Raw genomic sequence first — 16,349 nt, forward strand, 5'->3', positions numbered from 1 at the left:
CTCATGATGCAGAAGCGGAGCTGACCTGCTCCTGCTTGGCAAAGGCTCGTGCATAACGTGTCCCGACCAGCAGGAGCAGCAAGCCGACCACCAGGAAGGCAACGCTGCGCACCAGCCCGCTGAGTGTGGCCAGGTCGAAGAGGAACAGCTTTGCCACTGCCGCACTGGTGAGAGCAAGCCCGGCTCCGAGCAAGACGCGAGCGTGCTGACGGTTGTTCAATCCGAGCACCAGCGCTGACGTGGCGGCAAGCATCCAGACGATGGTCGCGACACTGTGTCCGACAACGAATCCGGTTGCACTGTCGAAGATTTCGACGCCGGACGAGACGAGCGCGCACGTCACCGCGTAGAGGACACCAAACCCTACGACTGCCCACAAGACCGCTGCGTTGGAATCGGCGATCAACTTCAGTCGGTGAATCCCCCACACCAGCATCACCAGGGCGCCTATCGCCGTCAGGCTCGAGAGCGCCGTGATCGCACCAAGTTGCATGGATGCGGCGCGAGCGGTCGTCAACGCCTCCGGCGGAACCGTCGTGAGATATCCGATCGATCCGATTGCCGCAAAGGCGGTTCCGAGAGCGAAGACGAAGCGCGAACCCGCATACAGCGAGACTCCGAGGAAGATCATGCCGACTGTGAGGATCAGCGGCACGACCAGGGATTCCGTCGCCCCGGAGAAGCAGCAGAGCAACAATGCGAGGGCGCCGGTTGCGCCCAGTCCGAATCGCAGTTGCGTCGGCAAAGGCTTTGCCGCCGCTGCAGCCGAAAGAAGTAGTGCCGCAGCAATTCCGTACAGCACTGCGGATTCGGTGCGCCCGAGCACGGCTCCGACGCTCATCAGCGGAAGGAACGAGACGACAAAGGTAGCGGTGGACCACGCCCCTGGAACGCCGTCGCGCGAGGGCGAACCCGTCCACTGCACCGCCATCGCGCAGCCGGCGCCCACGATTGCAACCACGCTGGCACTGATCACCAATTGCACTGCACTGTTATCGGATTCGTTGAAGATGGACTCCGACGCTATCGCTACGAGCAGTGCGAGAACCACCGGTACGGTGCGCGCCATACCCAGGTACTTCCAGTCACGACCGAGCTGGGCGGAGAACGTCGCCGATTGGATCGCGAACAGGAAACCGATGAGGGTCAACGATATTCCCGACGTCAGTACGGGAGCGAGCACCGCTGCGCCGAGAACGATCATGAGCGCCAGTGATTCGGAATCCCACTTCACGGCGAGGGCAACACCGGCGGCGGCAATTCCGAAGGCAATCACCACCGCGAGCGGCGTCGTCACCCAACCGTAGAGAACGGACGCTGCGACGACGTCGAGGTACATCCCTGCGAAACCGGTGGCAGCCAGGGCAATTGCCCCCACTTTGCCCCCTGGGCGCCCGTGCACCCGCACCCCGGCAAAGACCAAGGCGCCGGAAAGGAGTGCGCCACCGAGCACCCGCAGCGGCGGTCCGAAGAATCCGGCCTGCGCTGCAAGTACCAGCAGCATCACGACGCCGATCAGAGTGACGGCAACACCTGCCGCAGCCAGGAGTCGACTGATGACGCCGTCGCGTTGCCACCAGGGCTGGCGAGGTGCCGCAACCGGATACGTCGGCGGCTGCCACGTGGGGACGCTCTGCTGAGGGCGGACCTGCTGCATCGGCTGTACCGAGGCCATGGGAACTACTGGAACTACTGGAACAGAAGCTACCGGCGCGGGCGCAGGCACGGTGGTCGAGGCCAGTTGAGTCTGCAGAATCGACAGGTTCTGGCCCATGTGACGCAGTTGCCGGCCGATGCTGTCGCACTCGGCCGAGAGGGCTGTCACCAATCGCGGATCGACGGCGGGAGAGCTCGGTGTAGTCATGAATATGAGCTTGCTGTTCTGCCGAAGAGATCAGATGAGTAGTACTACTCGATCAGCGTGGGGACTTCTCGTATTCGACTGACTGCACCCTCGACTGACTGCACCCTCGACTGACAGGGCACTATCGCCCAGGTGCTGCGTTCCGCAATCGTTCGGACAGAAGCCGACCCGAAGTGTGAAGCCCCAAGTTCTCGTACGCGATGTTCTCACTCGAGGGTTTTGCGTTTGCTCGCAACTGCGGATTCGACAAGCTCAGGAGCCGAACATCTTTCGGATCGTGGTACCGAAGGGATGCTTCGCGGTGACACTGCCGAATCGCACCTTGCCGTGAACCGCCAGGTGCAGCGGCCCCATCTGCGGACCGGAGCGAACCTTGTTGGACGCGCTTCCCCCGACTGCCTCGACACCGTTCATGTCCACCGTCGCCTCTTCGGGAACGATCAGTGAGATCGAACTGGCGTAGTCGTCGATCGAGATGTTCACGACCTGCGTCTGCATCACTGCACGCGTGAAATCGATAGTCACACTGGACATTCTGGTGTCGACCACGACGGCCGGAGGAACGATCCATGCGCCGTTCCGCGTCACCGTCGCCATTCGTCCGCGGATCACGGCAGCATTTGCCGCGCCGTAAGCACCGACAACCGGAGCCCCGACCGGCGCGCGGTAGGGCGGGCTCGGGTGAACCGGCGGTGGCTGATGCGGCCGGGGTTGGTAGGTCGGCGCCGGATACGGCTGGCCTTGGTACATCGGCTGACCCGCATTGGGATACGCGGGCGGGTCGTAGTCGGAGATCAGTGTGATGCCCGGAAGATCCGCAAGAACCGAGTTGAGCTCACCTCGTGTCTTCGCGGCCAAGGCCGTGTCCATGCGCTCGGTGAACTCACCGAGCGAGAGCATCCCTTGACCGACAGCTTTCTGCAGCAGCTCGCCGACGTGCTCTCGTTCGGCATCGGATACGCGTAGATTCCTGGCCTCCATGTTTTCCAGGATAAACGTCATTCGAGTCCTTGTTCTATTGCGTATCGCGTGAGCTCGACGCGATTGGCCAATTGAAGTTTCCGAAGCGTTGCCTGGACGTGGTTTTCGACGGTCCGGTGGCTGAGCGAGAGCCTCGTGGCGATCTGTTTTGCGCTCAGCCCCTTGGCGACAAGACGGAGCACTTCAGTCTCACGGTCGGTGAGCCGAGGCAGCTCTGGTGCGCGATCGTCGGCCGGCGCCGTCGACATGCGGCGGTACTCGCCGAGCACCAATCCGGCGAGGCCGGGTGTGAAGACGGCTTGTCCGTCGAAGGTCGCTCGCACGGCCTCGAGCAGTTCCGCCACCGAAGCACTCTTGACCAGGTAGCCCGACGCTCCGGCTTTGACCGCATCGAGGACGTCGTCACGCTCGGCGGAGGCCGAAAGCACCAGTACCTTGCTCTTTGGCGAAACCTCGAGCACCGCGGTGGTGGCGTCGGCGCCGTTTCCGTCCGGCAGGTTCATGTCCATCAGAACCACGGCGGGTTGCACGGCGGCGGCTCGGCGGCGTGCACTCTCGACACCCTCCGCCGTCGCACTCACCGTGAAGCCGGCGGCCTCGAGGTCCCGAGAGACACCGTCGCGCCACATCGGGTGATCGTCGACGACCATCACCGTCACCGAATTCTCGCCCTGTTCGTCAGCCACGCTCACTCTTCCCCTTCGGAACGTTGATCTCCCATTCGGTGCCCTCCCCCGGCCCGGTTTGCAGGACCGCAGTTCCGCCGAGCACCTGCACTCGGCCCAGAATGGACTTCGATACTCCCATGCGGCCTTCGGCCTCGGCCTGTGCCAAGCGACCCTCGGGAATTCCGACGCCGTCGTCGCGGACGCTGACTATCACTTCGTCCGGCAGATCTTCGAGCAACACGTATGCCTTCGCCGTGGGGCCGGCGTGGAGCCCGACATTGGACAGGGCGTTGTCGACGATGGCTGCCAGTTCGATGGCTCGATCGCGCTCGATCACGACGGGGTGCGCGGGCGTCGACACCGACACCGACGTGCTGGCCTGCGTGGTCAACAGCGGACACAGATCCACTGTCTGTCCGCCGACGTCTGCCACGGCACCCGAAACCTGCTCGGAGATCAGCATTCTCAAGGCGACCTCCTGCTCACCTGCCAGAGCAGCCAGTTCAGCTGCCTCGCCGCCGAGCGCCGCTCCTCGCCGGCGCACCATCGCCAGCACTTGCAGAACGCCGTCGTGTACTTCGCGTGCCAAGCGTTCGCGCTCTTCGGTGGCCGCCGCCAGACGTACGGCTTGTTCGAGTTGTCGATGCGAGCGCCGAGCAGTTGTGGTGGCCAAGCCCAACGCCAGACCGACCGATACGAGCACGGGAGCCGTCGCATCGCGCCAGAGGTCCAGGTTGACCTGGTCGCGGATGATCGCGCTGGCCGCCGAGATGACAACTCCGGACGCCATGCCGAGCCACGGCCCGCCGAGAATTGCCGCGGAGATGACGGCGTTGGTGGCCCACAGCGTGGTGGGGAGCGTCTGGTGATTCTGGTACCACTCGTGGTCGGAGACCAGCCTCGTCGACGCCATCAGCAAGATGACGACCACCTGATCGGCAATCACCACCTGGTACCGCGGCAGTTTCTTCCCGAATAACGCACCGGAGGTCCCGAGCAGCAGTGCCGACACCCCGGTCCACACGGCCATCAGAGCGACGAAGAACCAGCTGAGCCGGGAGTTGGTGTAGTCGGAGGCCGAGGCGAACTGGTAGCTGATCGCGTACACCAGCGTGACGAGGCGAAATGCCTGCGCCGCCCGCCACAGCGGCGCATCCGGGTCTGTGTCGATGCCCGACGCCTCGCGGACGGTGGGCTGATAGTGCAGCCGGCGACGGCGGGTGGGCTCAGTCATCGGGAGGGGTGGGGTTCACGATGCGAGGCTCGGCGCGCGGCTCGTCGGGTTCGGCTGGGAACAGCGGGGTCTCCGGATCTTCGACGTGCAGTTCGGCGTACGCGATGTCCGGGTCGTCGGCCAGGAGGGAACGAATTGCGGTATTCAGGACTGCGACGATCGGAACAGCCAAGAGCCCGCCAACGATTCCGGCGAGGACGATGCCCGTTGTAATGGCGAGAACGACTGCCAGCGGATGCAGGCGAACAGCGCGACCCAACAAGAGCGGTTGCATCACGTGCGCTTCGAGCTGCATGACGCCGATGATGATGCCGAGGACAATCAGAGCCGTCAGGAAACCCTTCGTGACCAGAGCGACCAACACCGCGAGAAAACCGGTCAGAAATGCACCGACGATCGGGATGAACGCGCCGATGAACACCAACGACGCCAGCGGCAGAGCGAGCGGCACCCCGAGAATCGCCAGGCCGGCACCGATACCGATCGCGTCGGCGGCGGCAACCGCGACCGTGGCCCGCACGTAGCCGATCAGCGACCCGAACCCCGCAGAACCGGCAATCCGCACGCGACGTCGAGCATCGGTGGGAACGATCCGGGTGACGAACTGCCAGATCTGATCGCCGCCGTAGAGGAAGAAGATGAGAGTGAACAGCGTCAGCAGAGCCCCGGTGAAGATCTCGCCGATGACCGTCGCCGTGGTCAGGGCGCCGCTGGTCAGAGACTCACGATTGGATTGCACCGACTTGACGACCGAATCGCCCGCTTGGCGGATCTGATCCTCACTGAAGTGCAACGGTCCGCTGGTGAGCCAGTTCTGAATCTGCGTGACGCTGGCCGTGAACTGGTCGGTGAGCTGCGGCAACCCGTCGATGAACTGCTCGACGACAAACGTCATGATTCCCGCGACCAGCCCGATCGAGCCAAGCAACACGACGATGACAGCTGCCGAGCGAGGAACACCCCACACCTGCAGCCGATCAACCACCGGAATCAACAGAGCCGATGCCAAAAGAGCCAGCCCCACTGGGATGAGCACGGTTTCGAGACGTAGAACGACATACCCGAGAACCAACAGTCCAGCGAAGATCACAATGAGGCGCCACGACCATTCCGCCGCTATACGCACACCCGGATGCACTGCCCGAGCGTCGGCGGATATGGGTTTGTTCATCCTCGAAGCTCGCTCCGCATGCCCCCTGTTTGCGTTCACATCGCGAGCCTAACCGGCCCGGCCGACACAGGTGAGCGGACGAATAATCGGACGCGCGTACCAACACTTCGACCTCTGCCAGCTAAATTGAACCCTGTGCGGGCCTCATACAGAGCAATAGCGGTGACCATCCGCAGCCGGTGGCCTCTCTATATGCTCTCCATGCTCGCGGCCAACCTGATCGGCGCGGTACTGGTCTTCGCCTTCGTCCGGTACGGCGTGCCGATCCAGGAGTCCGACGCAATAGTTGCCGACCGGGTCCGCAACTTCGCGATCTTCGGCGTGTACCTCGCGTTCGCCGGTGCCGTCAGTCTGACGGCAGCGGCCATGATGTTGAAGTCGGTCATCCGTTGGCGGCTGCGCGGGGGACCACCGACAAGGTCCGAGCAGATGGCGGCACTCCACGCGCCGCTTCGCCAGGCCATCGTCCACCTGGTGCTGTGGATCTTGGGCGGAATCATCTTCGTGTTCCTCACCATCACCGAGATGCCCGGACTCGCGATCGCGGTGATCGTGACGGTGTGCATGGCCGCGACCACGACCTTCGGGTTCACCTACATGCTCGGTGAGCGCATCTTGCGTCCTGTCGCCGCCCAGGCCTTGAGCGAAGGCGAATTCGATCGGACCATGGCGCCGGGCGTCGGCACCCGGCTGGCGATGACCTGGGGACTCGGCACGCTGATGCCCGTCGCAGGCATCATCTTGCTGTGCTCGACGCAGCTCACGACAAATCTCGAGTTCTCCCCCGACTCACTCGCGTGGGCGATTCTTCTCATCTCGATCATGGCGATCGTGCAGGCCTTTGCGCTGTCGATGCTGACGGCTACTCAGATCTCCGATCCCATCCGCCAACTGCGTCGCGCCATCGAGCGAGTGCAGCGCGGCGCCACCGACGTACGCGTCGAGGTGTTCGACGGCAGTGAGATCGGCCGGCTGCAGGTCGGCTTCAACCGCATGATGAAAGAGTCCGACGAGCGTCGCCTGCTGCGTGAGCTGTTCGGTCAGCACGTCGGCGAGGACGTGGCCCGGCGCGCGTTGAAGTTCGGTACCGAGCTGGGCGGCGAAACTCGATTCGTGGCGGTTCTCTTCGTCGACATGGTCGGATCCACCGGTGCCGCGGCCGAGCGCCCGCCGGGCGAAGTGGTCGAGCTGCTCAACGAGTTCTTCCGTGTGGTCGTCGACGTCATCGATCGTCACCACGGTTTTGTCAACAAGTTCATGGGAGATGCGGCGCTCGCCATCTTCGGTGCACCACTCGATCGACCCGACGCTCCGACGGCAGCCCTCGCTGCGGCCCGCGAGCTGCGGTTCAAGCTCAACGACATCACCGGCCTCGACGTCGGAATCGGCGTGAGCGCGGGGCTCGCGGTCGCCGGCAACATCGGTGCTGCCGAGCGTTTCGAGTACACCGTGATCGGTGATCCGGTCAACGAAGCATCGCGGCTCACCGAGCTCGCGAAGCTTCGGCCCAGCCGAGTGCTGGCGTCGACGAGCGCGCTGTATTTCGCCGACGAAGAGGAACAGGCCGAGTGGGAACTCGGCGAGCAAGTTCAACTGCGTGGACGCCGACGACTGACGCATCTGGCGTGGCCGGAAAAGTATCCAGAGGTCGATCCGGATCAAATTGGTTAGGGTGAGTCGATGGCTCAGCCTGGAAACACCCCACGGCGACTGAGACGACCACGCTCGCCCGTGGCCGAGACCAGTCGGGCCAGAGGGCGCTTCTGGTGGCTGAAGTGGTTGCTCGGGGTGGCGCTGATCGCTCTCCTGATAGTCGAAGGCGCCTTCCTGTGGCCCCGACTCAACGAATACTGGCAAGCGCTCACCGAGATTCACTGGGGTTGGGTGGCTGCCTGTGTGGCGGCTCAGGCAGTGTCGCTCAGTGGATACGCGTCCGTTCAACAACGTCTTCTCAATGCCGCCGGTGTGATTGCCGGTCACGTCAAGAACCTCTCGGTCATTTATGCCAGTACAGCGATGGCGCTGACGTTGCCTGCCGGCCAAGTCTTCTCCACTGCGTTCACGTACAAGCAGACTCGAAAGTGGGGCGCTACACCGGTTGTCGCATCCTGGCAGTTGGCGATGTGTGGTGTCATCGCTGCCGCGACGCTGGCCTTACTCGGCGCTACCGGCGCAGCGGCGTTCGGTACCAAGGTCAGCCCGGTGACGCTGACAATTTCGATCGTGGGCATGACCGCACTGTTTCTCGCCCTCCGCTACATTGCCCAGAATCCGGGCAGCATCGAGCGCATCGGGCACCGAGTTCTGGCCCTGTACAACCGTTCTCGCAAGAACCCGACCGGGCGCGGTATGCACCGTTGGTCCGAAATCCTCAAGCAACTGGATTCGGTCGAGCTCAGCCGCACCGACTCGGTCATAGCATTCGGGTGGTCTGCCATCCATCGCGTCGCAGATGTAGCTTGTTTGGGTTTCGCATGCTGGGCGGTAGGCGCGGAACCCTCCTTCGCTGGGCTCCTGATTGCCTTTACCGCCGCCAAAGCAGTCGGCAGTATTCCGTTTTTTCCCGGTGGGCTGGGCTACGTGGATACGGCTCTGATCGCAGCGCTGACGATCGCCGGGGTCAGCGGAGCTCAGGTATTCGCGTCGGTGTTGGTGTATCGGATGGTCAGCCTCGTTATGGTCGCCGTCGTCGGTTGGATCGTCTTCTTGATCACGTTCCGCGCCACTCACCACGAAGATCTCGAAATGGACCTCGAATTCGAGCGTCGAGAACAACCCGGCGTCTAGCGTCGCAACGCTGCCGCCATGTCATCGAGATGTGCCCGGCTGATCCGTACCGCTGCCTCCGCGTCGCCGGCTTCGATGGCATCCACCAACATTCGGTGTTCGTCTGCGTCGGGCTGGCTGTGTGGATGCAGGTCCAGAACCGCGATCAACTCGATCAACGCGGCCCGCAGACGCGGCACAAAGGTCTCGAAGAGTTCCGACAGCACGGGGTTGTGTGCCGCATCCACCACCGCCCGGTGGACCGCGATGTCGGCGTCGACGAAGGCTGCGTCCCCGGAATGGGCAGCAGCAGTTCTACCGTCCAACGCTTGCCTCAGAGCCGCGACGTCAACGGCATCGCGCCGCTGCGCTGCGAGGCGAGCCGCTTCGATCTCGACTGCGTTGCGCACCTCGACGACGTGAAGAATCGCCTCGGCCTCGAGCACTCGGGGCCACTGATCCGGTGGCGTCGTACTCCGTAGAAAGACGCCGGCTCCCTGTCGCGATTCGAGCATGCCGAGGCCAGCGAGGGTCCGCACCGCTTCCCTGATGGTGGACCGACCGATACCCAACTGCGCCGCAAGAGTGGTTTCACCTGGAAGTTTGGCGCCGACTTCCCATTCACCGCTCACGATCCGCGCTCGCAGCAACTCCGCGGCCTGGTCGGTGAGCAGCCGACGCTCGACGATCGGTGACACGTGAACTCCTCAGGTTGTCTGATAAGTGATTTCGTTCTAGTGTAGCCCGCATGGCTACAGGAGCACTCCTTCTCGACTGCCGCGGCGGGGCCTGAAAGACCGGCACCCCTCCGCGGGGTTTCGCCATGCCGGTCTTTCGACTCGACCGCAGGAGAAACCGAAGATGAGCACAACCCGCGCCAACCGCTGGAACAACCAGAAGCGCTCACCCATGCCGTCCGAGCGCTATCGCGCAGCGTGGGATCGCGTCGACATTCCGACTTTCGAGCGAACCTGGCCGTCCAATCGCACCACCGTGGCACCCCTCTGGGTGCCCGTCGATCTGCGCGACGGCAACCAAGCCCTCGCAGAACCGATGGACCCAGAGCGCAAGCGCCGAATGTTCGAACTGATGGTGGCGATCGGCTACAAGGAAATCGAGGTCGGCTACCCCTCCGCGAGCCAGACCGATTTCGATTTCGTTCGAGACCTGGTGCGCTTCGGCCTCGTTCCCGACGACGTCACCATCGTCGTATTCACCGCCGCGCGTACGGATTTGATCGAGCGGACGTACCAATCGATAGAGGGACTGCCGAACGCAGTCGTCCACATGTACACGGCGACGGCGCCGACGTGGCGAAACGTGGTTCTCGGCAAGGAGCGAGAAGAGCTGCACGACATGATTTTCCGCGCCGCACAAGATGTGGCTCGCGGCGGCGAAGGCCACGACGGATGGCGATTCGAGTTCTCCCCCGAGGTCTTCAACCTCACCGAACCCGACTACATCCTGCAGGTATGCAACAGTCTCACCGAACTCTGGGACGCGAGTCCCGATCGCCCGGTCATTCACAACCTGCCTGCCACAGTCGAAATCGCCACCCCCAACATCTATGCCGATCAGATCGAATACATGCACCAGAACCTGGCCCGACGCGATTCGGTGATCCTCTCGGTCCACCCGCACAACGACCGCGGCACCGGGGTTGCATGCGCTGAACTGGCGGTGCTGGCCGGCGCCCAACGCGTCGAGGGATGTCTGTTCGGAAACGGCGAGCGCACGGGCAACGTCGACCTGGTCACGCTGGGGCTGAATCTGCACACACAGGGCGTCGACCCGGAGATCGACTTCTCCGACATCGACAAAATCCGTCGAACAGTGGAGTACTGCAACAGAATTCCCGTCCACGAGCGTCACCCGTACGGCGGCGATCTCGTGTACACGGCGTTTTCCGGAACCCACCAGGATGCGATCAAGAAGGGTTTCGCCCATCACTACGAGAGCGCGGAGACTGCCGGCGTCGATCCGGGATCGGCGCCGTGGGCAGTCCCCTACCTGCCGATCGACCCCGCCGACGTCGGCCGCGACTACCAGGCGGTGATTCGTGTGAACAGCCAGTCGGGCAAAGGCGGAATCGCTTATCTGGTGCAGACCGAGTACGGAGTCGAACTCCCCCGGCGTCTGCAGATCGACTTCGCTTCGCGGGTGCAACTCGAGACCGACGACTCGGGCACCGAAATGACTGCCGATCAGCTGTGGACCCTGCTGCTGCACGAGTACGGGTACAACGGAGGAGTGCGTCGATACTCGCTGGAACACACCGCCGCGTCCGGGCCGGTCGAGGCATTGAGCAAAATCCTGACCGAACAGGGTTCGGCGGTCGAGGTCGTCTCGCTCACCCAACATTCACTGCCCCGCAACCCGAAATCTTCCGGGAGTGCGAATTCGGCAGTCACCATTGCAGAGTGCGTGGTGAACGGCGAAGGGCGCTGGGGCATTGCGGTGCATCAGTCCGTGACGGCGTCGGCACTTCACGCGGTCTTTGCCGCTAGCACACGAACTGTGATGCAGCTCACATGATCTTGCGGAAGGATTTCCGGGGGTCCATAGTTGAAGCTACAAGAACTTGAACATTCAACTACTTATTCAGGAGCTTCCATGACCACCGCAACCTTGCCCACATTGACCGCCGGAACCTGGGTCATCGACACCGTCCACTCCACCGTCGGATTCTCGGTTCGCCACCTCATGGTTTCCAAGGTTCGTGGAACATTCGACGAGTTCTCCGGAACGATCACCGTTGCCGAAGACGGAACCCCCGCCGTCGAGGCCGAGATCTCCGTGGACTCCATCAACACCAAGAACGAGCAGCGCGACGGCCACATCAAGTCCGCTGACTTCTTCGACGTCGAGAAGTTCCCGAAGGCAACCTTCAAGTCCACCGCAGTGCGCTCCAAGGGCAGCGACTTCGTCCTCGCCGGCGACTTCACGCTCCACGGCGTCACCCGCGAGGTCGAGCTGAACCTCGAGTTCAACGGCGTCAACCCGGGCATGGGCCAGGGCCCAGTCGCCGGTTTCGAAGCCACCACCGTCATCAACCGCAAGGACTTCGACATCTCCATCGAGATGCCCCTCGAAGGCGGCGGAGCAGTTGTCGGCGACAAGATCACGATCACCCTCGAGATCGAAGCCGGCCTCCAGGCCTAACCTCACTGTGCGCCTTTATTAACCGCCCGCGGTTAATAAAGGCGCACAGTCGTATGGTGTGAGCGTGAAGAAGTACGCACCATTCCTGCTGATCGACGCCATTCTTGTCATAATCTTCTGCGCGATAGGGCGCCGTACCCACGAAGAAGCCAATGCGCTCGCCGGTCTCGCGAAGACGTCATGGCCGTTCCTGACCGGCCTGGCAATCGGATGGGCCGCCACGTTCGCGCTGTACCGCGACAAGTTCAACCCCGTTCTCCTGCTCCCCACCGGCATTGCCGTATGGCTCGGCGCCGTCGTCATCGGCATGGTCCTGCGAGTGCTGAGCGGTCAAGGCACGCAGTTCAGCTTCATCGTCGTCGCGACGCTGGTCCTCGGCGCGTTCCTGCTCGGCTGGCGTGCACTCGCGCCGCTGGTAGCGAGGATTCGCACCAAGTCGTAACCAAATTCCACGGCTCGGAACCACCCGAAATGCCCGAGGACGTAGGACACTTTTCGGATGAGCAACACTACGGAGCCCGTCGAACGTAGCGAAAAGGAAGACCGGGGGTTCTTCGGACAGCCGTTTGCGCTGGCGAACCTGTTCGGCGTCGAGATGTGGGAGAGATTCTCCTTCTACGGGATGCAAGGCATCCTCATCTACTACCTGTATTACAGCGTCAGTGACGGCGGCCTCGGCATCAGCCAGGCGGCAGCGACCAGCATCGTCGGCGCGTACGGCGGCACCGTCTACCTGTCGACGATTCTCGGCGCGTGGGTGGCCGACCGACTTCTCGGCTCCGAGCGCACCCTCTTCTACAGCGCTTCGCTGGTGATGGCCGGCCACATCGCACTGTCGGTTCTCCCCGGCATGTGGGGTGTGGGTGTCGGCCTGGTCATGGTTGCCTTCGGCAGTGGTGGTCTCAAGGCCAATGCGACCTCACTGGTCGGAGATCTCTATTCCGAAAAGGATGTCCGCCGCGACGCCGGATTCTCCATCTTCTACATGGGCATCAACATCGGCGGGCTTGTCGGGCCGCTGCTCACCGGTGCCGTCCAGGACGCCTGGGGATTCCATGCCGGTTTTGCTCTCGCCGCCGTCGGCATGGCGCTCGGTTTGATCCAGTACACGCTGGGCCGCAAGCATCTTCACGGAATCGGAGCCGAGCCCGGCAACCCGTTGCCCGCGGACAAGCGCGCTCTCTACATCGGTATAGGCATTGCTGCGATCGTCGTGGTCGCGATCGCCTCCATCACCGGTTTGATCACGGCGGACAACATGTCCGACGTCGTTGTCGGACTCACCATCATCGCGTCGGTCGGCTACTTCCTCCTCATGCTCACCAGCAAGAAGGTGACCAAGGTCGAACGCAGTCGAGTCTTTGCATTCATCCCGATGTTCATCGCGAGTGCGGCCTTCTGGTCGCTGTTTCAGCAGCAGTTCACCACCGTGCCGGTGATTTCCGACAAACTCCTGGACCGCAATCTCTTCGGTTGGGACTTCCCGCCGACGTGGGTGCAGTCGATCAACCCGGTGTTCATCATCATCTTTGCCGGTGTGTTTGCGGCCATGTGGACCAAACTCGGTGACCGTCAGCCGTCGTCGCCGATCAAATTCGCACTCGGTACCGGCACGATGGGTCTGGCGTTCCTGGCGTTCATCCCGATCACCGGCGGCGGACCGAACAGCGCACCGCTGCTCGGTCTTGCCGGAGTGCTTCTGCTCTTCACCTTCGCAGAGCTCTTCCTCTCCCCCGTCGGCCTTTCCCTTGCAACCAAACTCGCGCCCGAGCATTTCCACACCCAGATGGTGGCGTTGTTCTTCCTGTCCGTTGCTTTGGGTTCTTCGATGGCAGGGACCTTGGCCGGCTACTTCGACATCGACGACAGTCGCCCGTTCTTCCTGATCATCGGTTTCTCGTCGATCGGAATCGGAGTGATTCTTGCTCTCGCCTCGCCGTGGATCAAGAAGCTGATGCAGGGCGTGAATTAGACAGTCTCACTTCACCCACAACCACACAGCCAGCACGAATCCCGCTATCGCTACTGCCACACGCAGTACCGATGGCGGGATTTTCTTGACGACGGGTGGCCCGCACCATCCTCCGGCCAGCGCGCCGAGCGCCATCGCCAACGCGGCCACCCAGTGCACCTGTCCGGAGAAGGCGAAGATGAGCGCGGCCACAAGATTGGCGATGCCGAGAAAGAAGCTCTTCAGGATCGTTGCACGCCAGACCGTTTCGGAGGTCAGGATGAGCGTCGCGGCCAGGAAGATGACACCGGCGCCGGCGCCGAAATAGCCACCGTAAACCGCAACGGCAAACAGTGCTGCCGAGTAGATTCCGGGACGGTCACCGCCGCCGGCCAGCTCACGAATCTTCGGTTGCAGTAGCAACGCGAGCGAGGCGAACACAACCATCGCGGGCACAACGGATTCGAAAGAACCTTCCGGTGCCAGCCACAGAATCAGGGCACCGACAATGCCGCCGGCCGCTGAATAGAGAGCCCAGCGAACAAGTTTCGGACCAGTATCTGCAACTTCGCGTGACGAGTTCGCCAATGCTCCGACGCCGACGGCCACCAACGCAACAGTATTGGTCATGTTCGCGCTGACCGGTGAGAGCCCGACGCTCAGCAAAGCCGGATACGAAACGATCGATGCAAGACCAGTGACAAAACCGACAAGACCGCTGAAGAATCCCGCTACGACGAGGAAAAGGAAATCGAGCAGGTTCACGAACCAGGAATCTACTCGCGGTGCCCGGTACTACTTGTCGGCAGGCTTGCCGAGTTCCTGGAAGAGCTTGTCCGTCATCTGCATTGCTCGATCGCCGCCGTCGGCGTCTGCGACGAACACCGCGAACGCGAAGTCTCCGCGCGATCCGTAGAACCAGCGATCGTCGCCGCTCGCTGCACCGGCCGCCATCATGTCCGGGTACCCGGCCAGTCCGCCGGCCCCTCGCATGGCGTCGCGCAGACGATTGTTCACATCGCCGGGCAATGCCGTCGGAGCGACGTCGGCGGTAGCCGGTTGTCCGAAGACCATCATCGGAAGCGGGGCACTACCGCGGGCGATCGACGCCGCCAGCATCGCCATCCCGAATGGAGTCACCGTCGGCGCACCCGAGTCGTTGGACGTCTTGTTTGCCATGACGTTGTTCATCGCCTGGTCCACGCCGGGGCGGTTCGCGGCAAGCACTGCAGTCTGCTGTTCGAGTCCCTGAATATGGAAGCCGTTGCCCAGTCCGAGTTGCTGCCCCGTGTCGGCCAACTGCTCGGCTGACACTGCTCCGGGGTCGACGCCGTTCTGCATCGACGATGCGAGACGGACCAGATCGAGGGCGCCGCCGGCCGGGCGCAACCCGGTGAAAGCGATGGGCCCCTGTTCGATGGCCTGATTGTTCTGTGCTGCAGCCAGAATGGCGCCGTCCGACGGGCGGATCGCGACGATGGCCGCAGGAGTACCCGCACTGACGACGGCTTCGATCGCGGCAAGTTGAGCGTGTGAGTCGAGAGTCGCGGCAACGTCGGGACCGGGAGGTCCCTGGAAGCCGGCTTGCTTGATCGGGAACCCGTTGGACTCGACCAGGTTGACCGCCCAGCCGGCGGTGGCGTCACGATTGGCCTGCCACACGGTTCGCAGCGGATCGAGCAACGGCGAGTTGATGCGACGGTCGGAGGCGATCAGCTTGGGTGTCTTGACCACAACGACGCCGGGGATCGCAAAATCGCTTTCCAGGTAGGCGTAGTCGGGATCGCGGAGCAGTACGGCGGTGACGGGCTTGCCGGGGTTGGCGGCGAGGTCGGCCAGCATCGACTCCGAGGTGACCAACGGCGCGACAGGTTCGAGGACCGTGGCGAGGCGACGGGTGGTGTCGACGGGGTCCGGCATGGTGGCCGGGTCGAGAGTGATCGCGTTGATGGTCTGCTCGTTCATGAGCAGGGTGCCGGTGCTGTCGACGACCTTCGGCGGCGCTGCGTCCGTACGGGTGTACGAGACGGTGCGACCGTTGCCGAGGTCGGGGACGAGGACCGACGGGTCCCAGGACACACGCCAGCCGACGGACAGATCGCGAACCTCACCCTGCGACTGGTAGCTCCAGTCCTTGCCTTCCCCGAAGTTCCAGGACGCGTCGAGTGTGAAGAGTCCGGAGTCGCTACCCAGATCCATGACCTGAGCGACGTCGAAGTCGGTGGACTTGGCGGCCAGTCCGTCGAACATCTGCTGGATCGACGGCCGTGCCGCGTTGGGGTACGACGTGAGCGCCGCGGCAGCTTCGGCGTCGTGGTTGTTGAGGGCGGTGACGAAGTCCTCCACCACCGAGGCGGCGTCGGATTTCTTCTCCCCACCGATGACACACGACGCGAGCGCCACTGTCAGAACGACAGCAGTTATCGACGCAACGACATATTTTCCACGACGGTTGTGCTGTCCTCCGGGCCCCATGCATGTAACTCTTTACTTCTGTCACACGAGTAACAAGCACGGGATGCCTACGAACGTGTCACGGTTGAGCTACGACG

14 protein-coding genes are annotated in these 16,349 nt (G+C 63.0%); 6 read left to right on the forward strand and 8 right to left on the reverse strand.

The genetic code is table 11. The features are described 5' to 3' along the window. Window position 1: 1 nt before the first annotated feature. From ACWF6P_RS15190 to ACWF6P_RS15210, 5 genes are all read right to left on the reverse strand, one after another. On the reverse strand, window positions 2-1,864 hold the full coding sequence (locus tag ACWF6P_RS15190) for a DUF2339 domain-containing protein (RefSeq protein WP_452621526.1): 1,863 nt from the start codon (window positions 1,862-1,864) through the stop codon (window positions 2-4). 252 nt (window positions 1,865-2,116) lie between these two features. Further along, window positions 2,117-2,845: a DUF1707 SHOCT-like domain-containing protein gene (locus ACWF6P_RS15195; RefSeq protein WP_452621629.1), complete on the reverse strand. Its 729-nt coding sequence runs from the start codon at window positions 2,843-2,845 to the stop codon at window positions 2,117-2,119. Window positions 2,846-2,862: 17 nt separating this feature from the next. Further along, complete coding sequence (locus ACWF6P_RS15200; protein WP_047269712.1) at window positions 2,863-3,495, reverse strand: response regulator; 633 nt, start codon at window positions 3,493-3,495, stop codon at window positions 2,863-2,865. 28 nt (window positions 3,496-3,523) lie between these two features. Next, entirely contained in the window at window positions 3,524-4,747 is a 1,224-nt protein-coding gene (macS, locus tag ACWF6P_RS15205) for a MacS family sensor histidine kinase (RefSeq protein ID WP_452621527.1), read from the reverse strand. Further along, window positions 4,740-5,918: an AI-2E family transporter gene (locus tag ACWF6P_RS15210; protein ID WP_378535428.1), complete on the reverse strand. Its 1,179-nt coding sequence runs from the start codon at window positions 5,916-5,918 to the stop codon at window positions 4,740-4,742. The genes macS and ACWF6P_RS15210 overlap by 8 nt, the downstream gene beginning before the upstream one ends. A 192-nt stretch (window positions 5,919-6,110) precedes the next feature. On the opposite strand from ACWF6P_RS15210, the gene ACWF6P_RS15215 reads away from it, so the two are divergent. Both ACWF6P_RS15215 and ACWF6P_RS15220 read left to right on the forward strand, forming a co-directional pair. Continuing rightward, window positions 6,111-7,589 carry an adenylate/guanylate cyclase domain-containing protein gene (locus tag ACWF6P_RS15215; RefSeq protein WP_021343017.1) on the forward strand — a complete coding sequence of 493 codons (1,479 nt, stop codon included), beginning with the start codon at window positions 6,111-6,113 and terminating at the stop codon, window positions 7,587-7,589. 9 nt (window positions 7,590-7,598) lie between these two features. Further along, the gene (locus tag ACWF6P_RS15220; RefSeq protein WP_452621528.1) at window positions 7,599-8,705 is read left to right on the forward strand and encodes a lysylphosphatidylglycerol synthase transmembrane domain-containing protein; all 1,107 of its coding nucleotides are present in this window, start codon (window positions 7,599-7,601) and stop codon (window positions 8,703-8,705) included. Here the strand turns inward: ACWF6P_RS15220 and ACWF6P_RS15225 are convergent. Continuing rightward, on the reverse strand, window positions 8,702-9,382 hold the full coding sequence (locus tag ACWF6P_RS15225) for a FadR/GntR family transcriptional regulator (protein WP_007734477.1): 681 nt from the start codon (window positions 9,380-9,382) through the stop codon (window positions 8,702-8,704). The genes ACWF6P_RS15220 and ACWF6P_RS15225 overlap by 4 nt on opposite strands. A 163-nt stretch (window positions 9,383-9,545) precedes the next feature. On the opposite strand from ACWF6P_RS15225, the gene ACWF6P_RS15230 reads away from it, so the two are divergent. From ACWF6P_RS15230 to ACWF6P_RS15245, 4 genes are all read left to right on the forward strand, one after another. Continuing rightward, window positions 9,546-11,219, forward strand: coding sequence for a 2-isopropylmalate synthase (locus tag ACWF6P_RS15230; protein WP_452621529.1), 1,674 nt, complete (start codon window positions 9,546-9,548; stop codon window positions 11,217-11,219). 78 nt (window positions 11,220-11,297) lie between these two features. Then, the gene (locus ACWF6P_RS15235; RefSeq protein ID WP_019747097.1) at window positions 11,298-11,846 is read left to right on the forward strand and encodes a YceI family protein; all 549 of its coding nucleotides are present in this window, start codon (window positions 11,298-11,300) and stop codon (window positions 11,844-11,846) included. Window positions 11,847-11,910: 64 nt separating this feature from the next. Further along, window positions 11,911-12,288 (forward strand): DUF3054 domain-containing protein, encoded by a 378-nt coding sequence (locus ACWF6P_RS15240; RefSeq protein ID WP_452621530.1) that lies wholly within the window; start codon window positions 11,911-11,913, stop codon window positions 12,286-12,288. A 57-nt stretch (window positions 12,289-12,345) separates the two neighbouring features. Next, the gene (locus ACWF6P_RS15245) at window positions 12,346-13,818 is read left to right on the forward strand and encodes a peptide MFS transporter (protein WP_378547612.1); all 1,473 of its coding nucleotides are present in this window, start codon (window positions 12,346-12,348) and stop codon (window positions 13,816-13,818) included. Between the two features lie 6 nt (window positions 13,819-13,824). Here ACWF6P_RS15245 and ACWF6P_RS15250 read toward each other — a convergent pair whose 3' ends face one another. Beyond that, window positions 13,825-14,562: a sulfite exporter TauE/SafE family protein gene (locus tag ACWF6P_RS15250; RefSeq protein ID WP_378448816.1), complete on the reverse strand. Its 738-nt coding sequence runs from the start codon at window positions 14,560-14,562 to the stop codon at window positions 13,825-13,827. A gap of 30 nt (window positions 14,563-14,592) precedes the next feature. Beyond that, window positions 14,593-16,272 carry an NTF2-like N-terminal transpeptidase domain-containing protein gene (locus ACWF6P_RS15255; protein WP_378535413.1) on the reverse strand — a complete coding sequence of 560 codons (1,680 nt, stop codon included), beginning with the start codon at window positions 16,270-16,272 and terminating at the stop codon, window positions 14,593-14,595. Between the last annotated feature and the right edge of the window lie 77 nt (window positions 16,273-16,349).

The sequence above is a fragment of the Rhodococcus sp. NPDC055024 genome (assembly GCF_053608585.1).